This window comes from Brevundimonas sp. Root1423, from assembly GCF_001426805.1.
In genome coordinates this window covers 150,032-164,677 of the sequence record NZ_LMFL01000045.1, presented here as the reverse complement: position 1 = coordinate 164,677, position 14,646 = coordinate 150,032, and the positions used below count along the sequence as shown (strand labels likewise).

Genomic DNA, 14,646 nt, shown 5'->3' with positions numbered 1-14,646 from the left:
TCTAATCGCCGCGGTTGCGCTTGACGAGAGGCGTCGACGGCGCGGAAAGGGCCTTATGGCTGCTGCAGGCATACAGATCGGCGACGTGTGGGTGCCCGGACGGGTGCTGACCGCGCCCATGACCGGGATCACCGACCTGCCGTTCCGGCGGTTGGCCTCGCGGCTGGGCGCCGCCTATGTCGCGACCGAGATGGTGGCGGCCGCCGAATTGGCCCGGGCCCGCCCGGATGTCGTCCGCCGCGCCGCCGTAGGCGAGGGCCTCCCTCTGACCGTGATCCAGCTTGTGGGCCGAGATCCGGCCGCGATGGCCGAGGGCGCTCGCATGGCCGAGAAGGCCGGCGCCGACATCGTCGACCTGAATTTCGGATGTCCCGCCAAGGAAGTAACCGGCTCGGCCTGCGGCTCGGCCCTGATGCGGACGCCCGAACTGGCCTGCCGGCTGATGCAGGCTGCGGTCGAGGCGACGACGCGGCCGGTGACGGTCAAGATGCGGCTGGGCTGGGACGATGCGCACCGCAACGCGCCCCTGCTGGCGAAGCGGGCCGAGGAAATCGGGATCAAGGCGGTCACCGTCCACGGACGAACCCGGCAGCAGTTCTACACCGGCGTCGCCGACTGGACGGCGGTGGGCGAGGTAAAGGCGGCGGTGGGCATTCCCGTCATCGTCAACGGCGACATCCTGACCGCCGATGATGCGCGCGAGGCCATGCGCCAGTCCGGGGCAGACGCCCTGATGCTGGGCCGCGGGGTCTATGGCCGGCCCTGGCTGGCGGCGCACATGGAGCGGGCGCTGGCGGACGGAACGGTGCTGCTGGAACCCGGACGCGAAGAGCGGCTGGATATCGTCATCGAACACCTGCGGGCGTCAGTCGCCTTCTACGGCCTGCCGCTGGGCCTGAAGATGTTCCGAAAACATCTTGGCTGGTATGTCGAACAGGCGCCCTGGCCGGCTGAACCGGTGGAGCGGCGCGCGGCGAAATCCCGACTCTGCAGGCTCGAAAGCCCCGAGGAGGTAGAGCAGGAGCTGACAACGCTGTGGCGTTCAGTGACGCATTCGGGCAACCACGCTGTTGATATTTCGCCACAGGTGGTCAAAGCTCGCGTGGCATGACGGATACACCGACCGCCGACGCAGAACCCGGACCCACCGCAGATCGACGCGGCGCGGTTCGCTGGTTCGCCGGCTGGTCTGAAGAGCGACGGCGTACGGTCTTCCTCGTCGCCTATGCCCTGGCGTTCCTCGTCACCATCGCAGCCATCTGGCTGGTCGCCGTGGCCCCCGGCGGGGCCGGCGAGGGCGCGCGGGCCTCTATCAGCCAGGCGGTGCTGATCATCCTGAGCGCCAATCTGCTGCTGATCGGCAGTCTGGCTGTGGCAGTGGGGCGGCGAGCGCTGTCCCTGTTCCGGCGACGTACAGATGCGGGCGCGCGGCTGCACCTGCGCTTCGTGACCCTGTTCTCTCTGGTGGCGCTGGTTCCGGCGGTGGTGATCGCGCTGGTGTTCGGGGTGCTGGTGAACCGCGGCGTGGATCAGTGGTTCAGCGGCAACGTCCAGTCGGCGGTCGAGAACGGCGCCCTGATTGGCGATGCCTATCTGAACGACGTGTCGGACGAGATGGACGGCGACCTTCGCGTGATCTCCGACCAACTGGTCGGCGCCCGGCCGCTGTTCGAGAACCGGATCCAGTTTTCCGACGCGCTGACCCAGATCGCCGACCTGTTCGGTTATCCCGCCATCTACATTCTTGGCCCGGAGGGCGAGGTTCTCGCCAGCGGCGAGGGGCCCGGCGCACCGCCCTATGTCGCGCCGCCGCGGGCGGTTCTGGAGGCTGCGGCCGAGGGTGGTGAACCACCCCAGCAGGTGACCGAGAAGCCTGACACCGTGCGATCCCTGATCGCCTTGCCGGCCTATGGCGACGCCTATCTGTATCTGGTCAGACCGCTCAAGGACGGCCTGATCGCCCAGATGCGCAACGGCGAGGAGTCGATCATTGCCTACCGCGAGGCGCAGGACAGCCGGCAGCGCATTCAGGCCGCCTTCGCATTAAGTTACATCGAGACGGCCTTGCTGGTTCTGGTCGGCGCAATCTGGCTGGGAATGGGCGCTGCCAGCGCCATCTCGGCGCCGATCGGGCGGCTGGTCGAGGCTGCCGACCGGGTCGCAGCCGGTGATCTGACGGCGCGCGTCGACGGCGAGGACGGACCGGGCGAGATCAAGACCCTGTCGGCGGCTTTCAACCGCATGACCGGCGACCTCGAGGCGCAGCAGGCCGCGCTGCGGGCCGCCAGCGAGGAGGCGACGGGCCGCAGCCGGTTCATCGAGACTGTGCTGTCGGGCGTATCCGCCGGGGTGATCGGTCTGGACCGGCAACGGCGCGTCTCGGCTATCAACGACAGCGCCGTGGAGCTGCTGGCCATCCGCAGTCCAGACATCATCGGCCGCCCGCTGGGCGAGGTGTCGCCCGAGCTCAGCGAACTGGCCGGCCGGGCCGAGGCGCATATCGAGGAAGAGATCGACGTCAGCCTGGAGGGCGAGACCCGCCGTCTGCGCGTCCGCATCGAGGGCGGGGTCGGCGGCGAGATGGTGCTGACCTTCGACGACATCACCCGGCTGGTCACGGCCCAGCGTAATGCCGCCTGGCGCGACGTGGCGCGGCGGATCGCGCACGAGATCAAGAACCCCCTGACCCCGATCCAGCTGTCAGCCGAGCGGCTTCGGCGGCGCTATCGTGGGCAGGTGATGGACGACGTCGAGGTGTTCGACCGCTGCACCGAGACCATCATCCGCCAGGTCGGCGACATCGGCCGGATGGTCGACGAGTTCTCGTCCTTCGCCCGCATGCCCGCGCCCCGCTTCACCGCGGCCGATCCGGCCGAGCTGCTCCGCGAGGCGGTGTTCGCCCAGCGGGTGGCCGAGGCGGAGATCGGCGTGGAGCTGGTCGAGCCGCTGCCCAAGGTCACCCTGCACGCCGACCGCCCGATGGTCGGTCAGGCCCTGACCAATATCCTCAAGAACGCGGGCGAGGCCGTGGCTGCGCGGCGGGCTATCGCACCCCGGCCGGAGGACGGCGACCGTCCCGGCATTTCGGCGCGTCTGGTCGTGGAGGACGGGACGGCGACCTTCGTCATTGAGGACGATGGCATGGGCCTGCCCGCCAAGGACCGGGATCGCCTGACCGAGCCCTATGTGACGACGCGCGAGAAGGGCACAGGCCTGGGGCTGGCGATCGTCAAACGCATTTGTGAAGAACACGGCGGCGAGCTGAAGCTGGCTGACGCAGAAAACCTGTCGGGCGCCCGCGTGTGCCTGATCTTCCCCCTGAAATCCCAACCTGAATCGGCCGGCGCGGCCGGGGCGAAGGGCGCGAAAGCGTCCCGGGCTCCGATCCTGCCGGCCGCCGAATAGCGAGGCGTCATGAGATCCACGGGAGCCGATATTCTGGTCGTCGACGACGAGGCCGACATCCGCGAGCTGGTTTCAGGCCTGCTCGAGGACGAGGGCCACGCCGTACGCACGGCGTCCAACTCCGACGAGGCCCTGGCCGCGATCCGGGCCCGGAAGCCGTCGCTGGCGTTGCTGGACATCTGGATGCAGGGCGGCGGTCTGGACGGACTGGAGCTGCTCGATGTGATCAAGGAGCTGGATCCCGACCTGCCGGTGGTGATGATCTCGGGCCACGGCAATATCGAGACGGCGGTCACGGCGCTGCAGCGCGGGGCCTATGACTTCATCGAAAAGCCGTTCAAGTCCGACCGGCTGGTGGTCGTGGTTCAACGCGCGCTGGAGACCAGCTCGCTGAAGCGCGAGAACCGGCGGCTGCGCGCCCAGGTGGCGGCGCCGACGGGCTTCATCGGCCGCTCCGCCGCAGCCCAGGCCCTGCGCAGCACCATCGCCAAGGTGGCGCCGGCCAACAGCCGCGTGCTGATCTCGGGCCCTCCGGGCTCGGGCAAGGAACTGGTGGCGCGCCAGATCCACGAAGCCAGCGCCCGGGCCAAGGGCGAGTTCGTCGCCATCGCCGCCGCGGGCATGACGCCTGAGCGGCTGGACATCGAATTGTTCGGCGAGGAGGGCGTCGACGGGCGTCCGCGCAAGATCGGCGTGTTCGAACGCGCCCACAACGGCACCCTCTATCTGGACGATGTCGGCGACATGCCGCGCGAGAGCCAGAGCCGGGTGCTGCGCGTGCTGGTCGAACAACGCTTCCGCCGCGTGGGCGGCGAGCAGGACGTCCAGGTCGACATCCGTGTGGTCACCTCGACCTCGCGCGACCTGAAACAGGAGATCGCCGAGGGCCGGTTCCGCGAGGACCTGTTCCACCGCCTGAACGTGGTGCCTATTCGTGTCCCGGCCCTGTCCGAGCGGCGCGAGGACATCCAGGAGCTGATCGACTATTTCATCGACACCCTTTCGTCGTCGCAGGGCCTGCCCCGCCGCAGGATCGGCGACGACGCCATCGCCGTGCTGCAGGTCCATCCCTGGCCGGGCAACGTCCGCCAGTTGCGCAACAACGTCGAGCGGCTGCTGATCCTGGCCACCGGCGACGTCAACGAGCCGATCAGCGCCGACATGCTGCCTCAGGAGGCGACCAACGCCAACTCCACCGGCACCCTGGGCGGCGAACGCATCATCGCCCTGCCGCTGCGGGAGGCGCGCGAGGTGTTCGAGCGGGAATATCTGGCGGCGCAGATCATGCGCTTCGGCGGAAACATCTCGCGCACCGCGGCCTTCATCGGCATGGAGCGGTCAGCCCTGCACCGGAAGCTGAAGTCGCTGGGCGTCTCCCCGGCGCGCGGCGGCGAGGAAGACATCGAAGAGGTCATCGAGGAATGAGCCGCGTCGCCTACGTCAACGGCCAGTACCAGCCGCACGGGCAGGCCGTGATTCATGTCGAGGACCGCGGCTTCCAGTTCGCCGACGGCGTCTATGAGGTCTGGTCCGTGTTCGACGGCCGCATGGCCGACTTCGACGGGCACATGACGCGCCTGCACCGCAGCCTGAACGAGCTGCGCATCCCCATCCCGATGACGGCGCAGGCGCTGGCCCGCGTGCTCAACGAGACGGTTCGGCGCAACCGCGTGAACGAGGGGTTGGTCTATCTGCAGGTCACGCGCGGCACGGCCCGGCGCGACCACCCGTTCCCGCCCGAGGGCACGCCGCCCAGTGTCATCGTCACCGCCCGCTCCCTGCCGCTGTCGAAAGGCAATGCGGCGGCGAAGAAGGGGGTGGCGGTGGTCACCCATCCCGACATCCGCTGGGGCCGATGCGACATCAAGACCGTGGGCCTGCTGCCCAACGTCCTCGCCAAACAGGCGGCCAAGGAGAAGGGCGCCGCCGAGGCCTGGATGGTCGACGAGATGGGTCTGGTCACCGAGGGCTCGTCCACCAACGCCTGGATCGTCGACGAGAGCGGCAAGCTGCGGACCCGGGATTCCCAGTCCAACATTCTGCGCGGCATCACACGCGCAGCGGTGATGCGGCTGATCGCGGAAGAGGGGCTGGAGTTCGAGGAGCGGGCCTTCAGCGTCGACGAGGCCAAGCGGGCGAAGGAAGCCTTCTACACCTCGGCCAGCGGCTTCGTGATGCCGGCGGTGTCGATCGACGGGACGAAGATCGGCAACGGCAAGCCGGGCCCGATCGCCACCCGGTTGCGCACCCTGTATCTTGATCAGGCGATCCGCGACGCTATCTGACCGATCCACCGCTCAACCCGACGAATGTCGGGATGCAAGGAATGAGATTGATCGGCCGCCGCCGATGCCTATGTTGGAGCGGCCGGACACTCGATCCGCGCCAGCGCCGCTCCCAAGGCCCGAAAACAAACAAGAACAGGCTGAACCTGCCATGTCGCAAGACAAGTCCAAGAACCTTCAGGACACCTTCCTCAACAGCGTCCGCAAGACGAAGACGCCGCTGACCATCTTCCTGGTCAATGGCGTCAAGCTGCAGGGCATCGTGACCTGGTTCGACAACTTCTGTGTGCTGCTGCGCCGCGATGGCCAGTCGCAGCTCGTCTACAAGCACGCCATCTCGACCATCATGCCGTCCGCGCCCGTACAGCTGTACGAGCCGGAAGCCGACGAGGACTGATCGCTCTATCCCCTTCGACCGTCACCCTCGGGTTTGACCCGAGGGCCGGACGTGGTGCGCCTGTGCGTCAGGGATGGCCCAACGGTCGTCGACTTCCTATCTGTCGATCAGCACCACAACATCCGATCCTCGGGTCAAGCCCGAGGATGACGGCGTAGAGAAAGCCCGAGACCTGACCACCAAACACATCGACCACGCCGTCCCGCTGATCCGGGCCGTCGTCATTCACCCGGACGGCCGCAGCGAAAGCTCGCGGCTGGCTGAAGAGCGTCTGGAAGAGGCCGTCGGCCTTGCCCGGGCGCTGGACCTCGACGTGCGCGCCGAGGAGATCGTGCGCATCCGCAAGCCCACGCCCGCCACCCTGTTCGGGACCGGCAAGGTCGAGGAGCTGGCCGCGCTTGTCCGCGCCGCCGAGGCTGAGGCGGTGGTCGTCGACGATGACCTGTCGCCGGTGCAGCAGCGCAATCTGGAGAAGGCCTGGGACTGCAAGGTCATCGACCGCACGGGCCTGATCCTCGAAATCTTCGGCCGCCGGGCGCGGACCAAGGAAGGCCGGCTGCAGGTCGAACTGGCGCGGCTGGACTATGAGAAGTCGCGGCTGGTCCGGACCTGGACCCACCTTGAGCGGCAACGCGGCGGCACCGGCTCGACCGGCGGCCCCGGCGAAACCCAGATCGAACTGGACCGCCTGAAGGTCGAGCTGGACGAGGTGCGCCGCACCCGCGGCCTGCACCGGAAGCAGCGCCAGAAGGTCCCGTTCCCGACCATCGCCCTGGTCGGCTACACTAATGCCGGCAAGTCGACGCTGTTCAACCGGCTGACGGGGTCCGAAGTGTTCGCCAAGGACCTGCTGTTCGCCACCCTGGACACGACCCAGCGCACCATCCGCCTGCCGCAGGGCCGGCCCGCGATCGTGGCCGACACCGTCGGCTTCATCTCGGACCTGCCGCACGAACTGGTCGAGAGCTTCCGCGCCACGCTGGAAGAGGTGGGTGAGGCCGACCTGATCCTGCATGTCCGCGACATCGCCAGCCCGGACAGCGACGCCCAGTCGAAGGACGTCGAGGCGGTGCTGAAGCAGATCCCGACGCCCGAGGGCAAGACGCGACGCGTGCTGGAGGTCTGGAACAAGACCGACCTGCTGGCCGAGGACGTGCGCGACGCCGTACTGGGTCAGGCCGAACGTCTGCGGGCGCAGGGCAAGGCGGTCGCTGTCTCGGCCTGGACCGGGGAGGGGATCGAACCCCTGCGCGACACCATCGCGAGCCTGATCGACGACGATCCGGAGACGGAACTGGTGCTGCTGCCCTCACAGGGCGAGGCGCTGGCCTGGCTGTACGAGAACGGGCGAGTGACAGGCCGCGAGACGGACGACGAGGGTCGGACGCATGTGGTGGTGCGGCTTCACCCGGCGGCGCTCGGGCGGTTTGAGCGGCAGTTTCAGACGGCGACCTAGTCTCCTCCCTGTTCGCGAAGCGAATGGGGAGGGGGACCGCGAAGCGGTGGAGGGGTATCAGCCGCCGCACCGCTCAAGGGCCGTTCGCTTGATGAAGTCCACGACCCAATCCAGATGCACCCGGACATCCTCGGCGGCGAGCCGGACGATCCTTACGCCCTGTTCGCGCAGCCAGGCTGTCCGGCGCGCATCATGCGCGATCTGCTCCGACCGTTCGTGGCTCGATCCGTCCACCTCCACCGCCAGCTTTGCTGCCGCGCAGTAGAAGTCCAGGACATAGGGGCCGATCGGATGCTGGCGGCGAAACTTGAGACCCGCCAGTCGTTTGCCCCGCAGGCAGACCCATAACCGCGCCTCGGGTGGCGTCATGCGCCGACGAAGTTCGCGGGCCCTCTCGATCGTCAGCAGCGCCGTCATTACCCCTCCACCACTTCGTGGTCCCCCTCCCCATGGCTACGCCACAGGGAGGAGACGGAGGGCCAGCTTGTCCGGCGGCAACTTGCGACGCCAGCCGATACAGCCTAAGGCTATAAAGTCAGCCTCTTTCGTGCGCCTTCGCCGCGTCCCACAGCCCGTCCATTTCGGCCAGATCGCTCTGCTCCGGACCCCGCCCGTCCTTAGCCAGTTCGGCCTCGATAAACCCGAACCGCCGGACGAACTTGGCATTCGCCCCGCGCAGCGCGTCCTCAGGCTCGACCCCCAGTTTCCGCGCCAGATTGGCGACCACGAACAGCAGGTCCCCGACCTCGTCTCGCGCCTTGTCCAGATCCCCTGCGGCGATCTCCACGCGCAGCTCCGCCACCTCCTCGTCCAGTTTGTCGAAGACCTCGTCGGTCGAGGGCCAGTCGAAGCCGACGCGGGCGGCGCGTTTGGTCAGTTTGGCGGCGCGGGCGAGGGCGGGCAGAGAAACGGGGACGTCGTCCAGCACGCCGTGCTGGGCCTTGGCCACCCGTTCGGCGGCCTTGATATCCTCCCAGCGCGCCTTCTGGGCGGCGCCGTCCGGTTTCGCCGCCTCGTCGCCGAAGACGTGCGGATGGCGGCGCTCCAGCTTGTCGGCGATGGCGTTGGCGACATCGTCGAAGGCGAACAGCCCCTGTTCCTCGGCCATGCGGGCATGGAAGACGACCTGGAACAGCAGGTCGCCCAGCTCGCTGCGCAGCTCGTCCATGTCGCCCCGCTCGATGGCGTCGGCGACCTCATAGGCCTCTTCCAGCGTATAGGGGGCGATGGTGGCGAAGGTCTGCTCCACGTCCCACGGACAGCCGCCGACCGGGTCGCGCAGCCGGGCCATGATGGCGGTCAGGCGGTCGATGGGCGTCATGCGGGCTCCGCCACCGGATCCGTCGCCGCGCCGTCGCGGGCCTCGAGCGCCTTGCGGATCTCGTCATGGCGGGCCGGCGTCAGGGGATAGCCCTTCAGCACCAGCGCCGCCGCGGCCAGCAGCAGGCCGGGGACGAGGATGAAGAGGATCTGCAGAGTCAGCAGGGCGCTCTCGCTGTTGCCCTCGACGCCGGGGATGGCGCGGAAGCCGACCTGTTGCAGGATCAGATAGGGGATCAGCGCCACGACGTGGCCGATCTTGGTGGTGGCGGACAGGATGGAGAACATCAGGCCCGTGCGGTCCACGCCGGTCTCCAGCCGGATCTCGTCGCCCGCGTCGGCCATCATGGCCCGCAGCAGGAACAGGCCGGCCGCATAGGGCAGGCCGGCGATGAACATGGCGACCGCCGTCAGGGCGAAACTGCCGCCCGGGACCAGCGTCGCCCCGATGTAGAAGACCGCGAAGATCAGGCTGGCCGTCGCCAGAGCCTTGTCCTTGCCGATCCGCGTCGCCAGCCAGGCCCAGAACGGCGCCCCGACCAGTCCGGCGACGAAATAGAACAGCATGAACAGCGAGGCCTGCGTGTGGTCGTAGCCCTTGATCTGGCCGAAGAAGAAGAACAGCAGCGAGCCCGTGATGCCGGGCGCCACGCCCAGCAGCAGGTCGGCGAACAGCAGCTTGCGCACCGTCTTCTTGCCGAACAGGCCGAGGTAGGCCTTGGGCCCGCCGTGCGGGGCGGCGCCGGCGTTGACCGGCTCAGGCACGACGAACATGGCCAGGCCTATGGTGACGGGCAGGGCGATCATGATAGCCCAGCCCATGATGCGCACGCCGTCGGCGTAGTCGCCGAGGCCGGTCTTCACCACCACGGTCGGGAGGATCAGGATCAGGATCACGCCGATGATGTTGAACACCTGCCACCAGCCGTAGACGCGGCTGCGCTGGTCGTACTGCGGGGCCAATACCGAGGCCCAGCCCAGCTGGCCGAGGGTGCCGATCGAGAAGCCGAGATAGAGGACCAGCAGCCAGCCGAAGAGGTAGGCCGCCCCCGCGCCGGGCTGGACCACCACGAACATCATAAGGGCTGACAGCATCAGGATCGGCGTCGAGATCGCCATCCACGGGCGGTAACGGCCCCATTTCGTCTTCGTCCGGTCCATGCCCCAGCCAATGAAGGGGTCGAAGACGATGTCGATCAGCCTGACCGCCATGAACACCGCCGCGACCACGCCCAGCTCCAGCCCGACATAGGTGGCGTAGAACTCGGGCAGGGTGACCGGCAGGGCGACGCCGAAGGCCGCCAGCGGCAGACAGGGGCCGGAGAAGGCGGCGAGGACGCCATTGGAACGGCGGGCGGGGGCGGCGGCGACGGGTGCGTCGGTCATGGACAGGTCCGGCGATCCGGCCCGAGTCGGCCGTAGCCTCACCATGCCGACTTTGCGGGCGTCCGCGAAGGGCCTTGCCGTGGCCACACAGTCGGGGTCACCATCCCCCCATGCTGATGCGTCTGATCCTGTTGCTGCTGACCGCCGCCGGCCTGTTCGCGGCGACGGGAGCCGAGGCGCAGACTCGCGGGCGGCCGGGTCAGGCCGAGGTCTGCGACTCGGACTCCATCGAATGGGCCGGCCCCGCCTTCGCCAACAGCGTCTCGTGGCAGCGGATGGAATGGACGCCGTTCGGCCCGACGGAATATGGCTGGGAAACCTATCTGCCGCTGATCCAGCACGAGCTGGGCACCGACTGCGCGCCCAGCTCGCCGGTGTTTGCGCGCAAGCTGGCGGAGTTCCAGTTCGGCCACGGCCTTCCGCCGACGGGCTGGTTCGACGCCGCGACCTTCCAGACCTTCCGCGGCCTCTGGCAGGAGCGGCGGCCCTTCATCATGGCGCGGGTGCGCGAGGACCCGTGCCCCGATCCGCCGCCGCTCTACCAGCTCGGCTATCTGGTCGAATCCGAAGAGCACGCGGACCGCCTGACCCGCCTGCTGCGGCGCGATGTGCTGGACGCCTATCGCCAGCTGGTCGCCGCCGCGCGCGCCGAGGTGCCCGAGGTCGCCAATGATCCCGAGCTGCTGCAGATTTTCTCGGGCTTCCGCGACCCCGAGGCCGACGCGGCTCGCTGCGCGGCGTCGGGCAATTGCGACGGGCTGAGGCGGGCGGTCTGCTCGCCGCACCGGACCGGGACGGCGGTGGATTTGTACGTTGGCCAGCTGTCGGGACTCGGTGTCGACAACACCTCGGCGTCCAGCCGGCTGCATATGACGCGCACTCCGACCTATCGCTGGCTGGTCAAGAACGCGGGACGGTTTGGCTTCACCCCCTACGTCTATGAGCCCTGGCACTGGGAGTGGATCAGCCCGACCGGAGGCTATGCCGGGCAATGATCCGTGAGCTGACGGTCGGAGAGCGGGCGCTGGCGGAAGAGGCGTTCGGCGACGCCCTGATCTATGACACCGTCCGTATTCTCTCATCGCCCAAACCCTTTGATCGGGCCTTCGTCGCCGGGCGCTGGTTCGGGCGTGAGTGGATCGTTTGGCCAGGCCGGTTCCTGCCGGCGGACATGGCTTCGTCGCCGCTGAAGCAGCAGGCGACCTTCATCCATGAGCTGACCCATGTCTGGCAGGCGCAGCAGGGGGTCAATCTGCTGACGGGAAAGCTGAAGGCCGGGGACAGGCCGTCGTCCTATGAGTACCCCGTGGGCATGAACTGCGGCTGGGCCGACCTGAACATCGAGCAGCAGGCCATGGTGGTCGAGCACCGGTTTCGCCTGTCGCGGGGCCTGCCGACGCCGGGCGACCAGGCCTTCTACGACCGGGTGTGTCCGATCGGCCGTCCCCTTGCGGCGTCTTCGGTCGAACCTATATCAAGCACTGACACTGTTACGGAATAGCGTCCGGCGTTTCAGGAGGTCTTGATGTCCCAGCCCGCAATCTTCTTCGGTCATGGCTCGCCCATGAACGCCCTGGGCGGCCCCTATGCGGACGTCTGGCGCGAGGTCGGCGCCTCGGTCGGCAAGCCCAGGGGCGTGGTCATGGTCTCCGCCCATTGGGAAACCGACGGGCTGGGCGTGACGGCGCAGGCGAGCCCGGAAACCATCCATGATTTCGGCGGCTTCACCGAAGAACTGCATGCGATGCAGTATCCCGCCCCGGGATCGCCGGCGCTGGCGGCGCGGGTCGCCGAACTGACCGGAGCGACGCAGACCACCCAATGGGGTCTGGATCACGGGACCTGGTCGGTGCTGGCCCATGTCTGGCCCGCGGCCGACGTCCCGGTGGTGCAGCTGTCGCTGAACCGCCGACTGGACGCGCAGGGGCATTTCGATCTGGCGCGGAAACTGTCTGCGCTGCGCGATGAGGGCGTGGTGATCGCCGGCTCGGGCGACTTCGTCCACAATCTGCGCACCTGGAAGCGGGCAGGCGGCGAGGCCTATGGCTGGGCCTCTGGCTTCAACGAGGCGGTCAAGTCAGCCCTGCTGCGGGGCGACGACGCGGCGCTGATCAACTGGGTCGGTCTGGCCGAGGATGCGCAGATGAGCGTGCCGACCGACGAACACTATCTGCCGCTGCTGTACGTCGCCGCCCAGCGCAGGCCGGACGACGACGTCAGCTTCTTCAACGACGTCATCGAGGGCGGTTCAATCTCGATGACGGGCGTGCGGATCGGTCAGGCGTAGGGCTTCTTGCGCATGGCGGCGTCCACGCTCCACGGTCCGGGGCCCGCCGCCGTCAGGTACAGGAAGACAAAGCAGTAGAGCGCGATCGTCTCGCCGCCGTTCAGGATGGGGAAGGGGTTCTGCATCCCGTGGATCGCCCAGTAGCCGACGGCGCAGAAGCCCGAGGCGAGGAAGGCGGCCGGACGCGAGAACAGCCCCAGGACCAGCAGGGCGCCGAGCACCAGTTCAAGCGGGCCGGAAAGCCCTGCGAGGCTCAGGCCGGGCGGCGGCACGCCTTCGACGGCGGGGAAGCCCAGCACCTTGGCCGTGCCGTGACAGAGGAAAAGCAGGCCTGCGATGATGCGCAGGACGCTGAGAAGCTGAGGCTGATACGCGGAGAACCTGTCGAACATGGAACCCTCCCTTGGTGAGAAGGCCAGTCTGCAACCGAGTCGGCTGCATATAAAAGCCAAGCCTCAGGCGGCCTTGTCGACCTCGGCCATCTGCTGGATCGCGACGTAGTCGGTCTTGCCGGTGCCGAGGACCGGCACCTCGACCACGCGCATGATCTTCTTGGGCACGGCCAGTTCCGGGGCGCCGTGGCTGCGCGCCCATTCGGCCAGGCGCGAGACGTCGGCGTCCTTGCGATCGGTGACCAGCACCAGCTTCTCGCCCTTGCGGCTGTCGGGAATCGAGACGACGGCATGGCGCGCGTCGGGCCAGACCGCGCTGGCCAGTCCCTCGACCGCGGCCAGGGACACCATCTCGCCCCCGATCTTCGCAAACCGCTTCACCCGTCCGAGGATCGAGACGTAGCCGTCCTTGTCGATATCGACGATGTCGCCCGTATCGTGCCAGCCGCCCGGCAGGGGATCGATCGACAGCGGATCGTCGGCCGACAGATAGCCGTGCATGACGTTCGGGCCGCGCAGATAAAGCCGCCCGCCCTCGGGGATGCCCTCGACCGGATCGATGCGCCATTCCATGCCGGGCATCATCTGGCCGACCGTACCCGGACGGTTGCGGTCGGGGTGGTTCACCGCCACGACCGGCGCCGCTTCGGTGGCGCCATAGCCTTCCAGCAGCTTCAGGCCGTGGAAGCGGGTATTGAACAGGTGATGGGTCTCGTCGCGCACGCGCTCGGCGCCGGCGACGACGAACTGCAGGGTGGCGAAGTCATCAGCCGCGGCGACGCGCGCGTACTGGTTCAGGAAGGTGTCGGTGGCGAACAGGATCGAGGCCTTCACCTCGGGCAGCAGTTCGACGATCTGTTTGGCATGCAGGGGCGACGGGTACTGAAACGCCTTCATCCCGTGCAGGATCGGCAGCAGGACGCCGCCGGTCAGGCCGAAGCAGTGGAAGGTCGGCAGCGGGTTGAACATCACCCACTCCGGCAGCAGGTCGATGTGCTGGGCCACCTGACGGCAGTTGGCGACGAGGTTCCACTGGCTGAGCACCACCCCCTTGGGCGCGCCGAAACTGCCCGAGGTGAACAGGACCACGCCCGGCGACGACGGCTCGGTCTTCGTGCGGAACCGCTTGGGCATCAGGCCCGCCATCAGGCCGTAGACCTTGTCCTGGATGCCGATCGTCTTGCGCACGTCGTCCAGCCAGACGATCTCGGCGATCGTGCCAATGTCCTCGACCAGATCATCCAGCTTTGCCTGGGTGACGAAACGTTTGGCGGTCAGGATTTTCTTCACGCCCGCGGCCTTGATCGCCGCCTTGATGTTGGCCTCGCCGGAGGTGAAGTTCAGCATCACCGGCACGCGCCCGTGGGCGTGCAGGCCGTAGTAGGTGACCACGACGCCCATGCTGGACGGAAGCAGGATGCCCACCCGCTCGGACAGCTCCGTCATGGCGGCGATCTTGCGGCCCAGCACGAAGGCGGCGCGGATCAGGCCGGTGTAGGTGAGGGGCTTGCGGTCCTGGTCCTCGAGGATTTCCTTGTCGCCGAACTTCTCGCGGGCCGCGATCAGGGCGTCGAAAATGGTCTGCTCACCGGCCTTGGTATCCAGGGGTACGCGCAAAACCATCCTCCGTGGGGCCCGGTTGGGTCCGGCCCGTTATGCTGAACGCGCAAACTAGGGCGGCGAGGCTCCGTTGAAAAGATACGTTACCTTGCGTGAGC

14 protein-coding genes are annotated in these 14,646 nt (G+C 67.9%); 9 read left to right on the top strand and 5 right to left on the bottom strand.

Features of this window, described 5'->3' with window-relative positions:
• Positions 1 to 55: 55 nt before the first annotated feature.
• The 6 genes from dusB (at position 56) to hflX (ending at position 7,543) form a co-directional block, all read left to right on the top strand.
• A complete protein-coding gene (gene dusB / locus ASD25_RS22425; RefSeq protein WP_056620621.1) occupies positions 56 to 1,111 on the top strand; it encodes a tRNA dihydrouridine synthase DusB in 1,056 nt (351 codons plus the stop codon).
• Positions 1,108 to 3,405 carry a PAS domain-containing sensor histidine kinase gene (locus ASD25_RS22420; RefSeq protein WP_056620619.1) on the top strand — a complete coding sequence of 766 codons (2,298 nt, stop codon included), beginning with the start codon at positions 1,108 to 1,110 and terminating at the stop codon, positions 3,403 to 3,405. The genes dusB and ASD25_RS22420 overlap by 4 nt, the downstream gene beginning before the upstream one ends.
• A 9-nt stretch (positions 3,406 to 3,414) precedes the next feature.
• The gene (locus tag ASD25_RS22415) at positions 3,415 to 4,830 is read left to right on the top strand and encodes a sigma-54 dependent transcriptional regulator (protein ID WP_056620617.1); all 1,416 of its coding nucleotides are present in this window, start codon (positions 3,415 to 3,417) and stop codon (positions 4,828 to 4,830) included.
• A complete protein-coding gene (locus ASD25_RS22410) occupies positions 4,827 to 5,690 on the top strand; it encodes a D-amino-acid transaminase (RefSeq protein WP_056620615.1) in 864 nt (287 codons plus the stop codon). Before ASD25_RS22415 ends, ASD25_RS22410 begins: the two co-directional genes overlap by 4 nt.
• A gap of 151 nt (positions 5,691 to 5,841) precedes the next feature.
• On the top strand, positions 5,842 to 6,087 hold the full coding sequence (gene hfq / locus ASD25_RS22405; RefSeq protein ID WP_055830158.1) for an RNA chaperone Hfq: 246 nt from the start codon (positions 5,842 to 5,844) through the stop codon (positions 6,085 to 6,087).
• A 172-nt stretch (positions 6,088 to 6,259) separates the two neighbouring features.
• Complete coding sequence (gene hflX, locus ASD25_RS22400; RefSeq protein ID WP_056621371.1) at positions 6,260 to 7,543, top strand: GTPase HflX; 1,284 nt, start codon at positions 6,260 to 6,262, stop codon at positions 7,541 to 7,543.
• Between the two features lie 57 nt (positions 7,544 to 7,600).
• On the opposite strand, the gene ASD25_RS22395 is transcribed toward hflX, so the two are convergent.
• The 3 genes from ASD25_RS22395 to ASD25_RS22385 all read right to left on the bottom strand — a co-directional run bounded on the left by ASD25_RS22395 (position 7,601) and on the right by ASD25_RS22385 (position 10,249).
• On the bottom strand, positions 7,601 to 7,960 hold the full coding sequence (locus tag ASD25_RS22395) for an endonuclease domain-containing protein (RefSeq protein ID WP_056620613.1): 360 nt from the start codon (positions 7,958 to 7,960) through the stop codon (positions 7,601 to 7,603).
• 118 nt (positions 7,961 to 8,078) lie between these two features.
• On the bottom strand, positions 8,079 to 8,864 hold the full coding sequence (gene mazG / locus ASD25_RS22390) for a nucleoside triphosphate pyrophosphohydrolase (RefSeq protein WP_056620611.1): 786 nt from the start codon (positions 8,862 to 8,864) through the stop codon (positions 8,079 to 8,081).
• Positions 8,861 to 10,249 carry an MFS transporter gene (locus tag ASD25_RS22385; protein WP_200943691.1) on the bottom strand — a complete coding sequence of 463 codons (1,389 nt, stop codon included), beginning with the start codon at positions 10,247 to 10,249 and terminating at the stop codon, positions 8,861 to 8,863. Before ASD25_RS22385 ends, mazG begins: the two co-directional genes overlap by 4 nt.
• A gap of 110 nt (positions 10,250 to 10,359) precedes the next feature.
• On the opposite strand from ASD25_RS22385, the gene ASD25_RS22380 reads away from it, so the two are divergent.
• The 3 genes from ASD25_RS22380 to ygiD are packed head-to-tail and all read left to right on the top strand — an operon-like array spanning position 10,360 to position 12,536.
• Complete coding sequence (locus ASD25_RS22380; RefSeq protein WP_235562843.1) at positions 10,360 to 11,244, top strand: D-alanyl-D-alanine carboxypeptidase family protein; 885 nt, start codon at positions 10,360 to 10,362, stop codon at positions 11,242 to 11,244.
• Positions 11,241 to 11,750, top strand: coding sequence for a hypothetical protein (locus ASD25_RS22375; protein ID WP_056620608.1), 510 nt, complete (start codon positions 11,241 to 11,243; stop codon positions 11,748 to 11,750). The genes ASD25_RS22380 and ASD25_RS22375 overlap by 4 nt, the downstream gene beginning before the upstream one ends.
• Before the next feature lie 24 nt (positions 11,751 to 11,774).
• Positions 11,775 to 12,536 (top strand): 4,5-DOPA dioxygenase extradiol, encoded by a 762-nt coding sequence (gene ygiD, locus ASD25_RS22370; RefSeq protein WP_082572563.1) that lies wholly within the window; start codon positions 11,775 to 11,777, stop codon positions 12,534 to 12,536.
• Here the strand turns inward: ygiD and ASD25_RS22365 are convergent.
• A complete protein-coding gene (locus ASD25_RS22365) occupies positions 12,527 to 12,928 on the bottom strand; it encodes a DoxX family protein (RefSeq protein ID WP_056620606.1) in 402 nt (133 codons plus the stop codon). The two genes, ygiD and ASD25_RS22365, sit on opposite strands and share 10 nt — an antisense overlap.
• A 63-nt stretch (positions 12,929 to 12,991) precedes the next feature.
• Positions 12,992 to 14,551 (bottom strand): AMP-binding protein, encoded by a 1,560-nt coding sequence (locus ASD25_RS22360; RefSeq protein WP_082572562.1) that lies wholly within the window; start codon positions 14,549 to 14,551, stop codon positions 12,992 to 12,994.
• Positions 14,552 to 14,646: the final 95 nt, after the last annotated feature.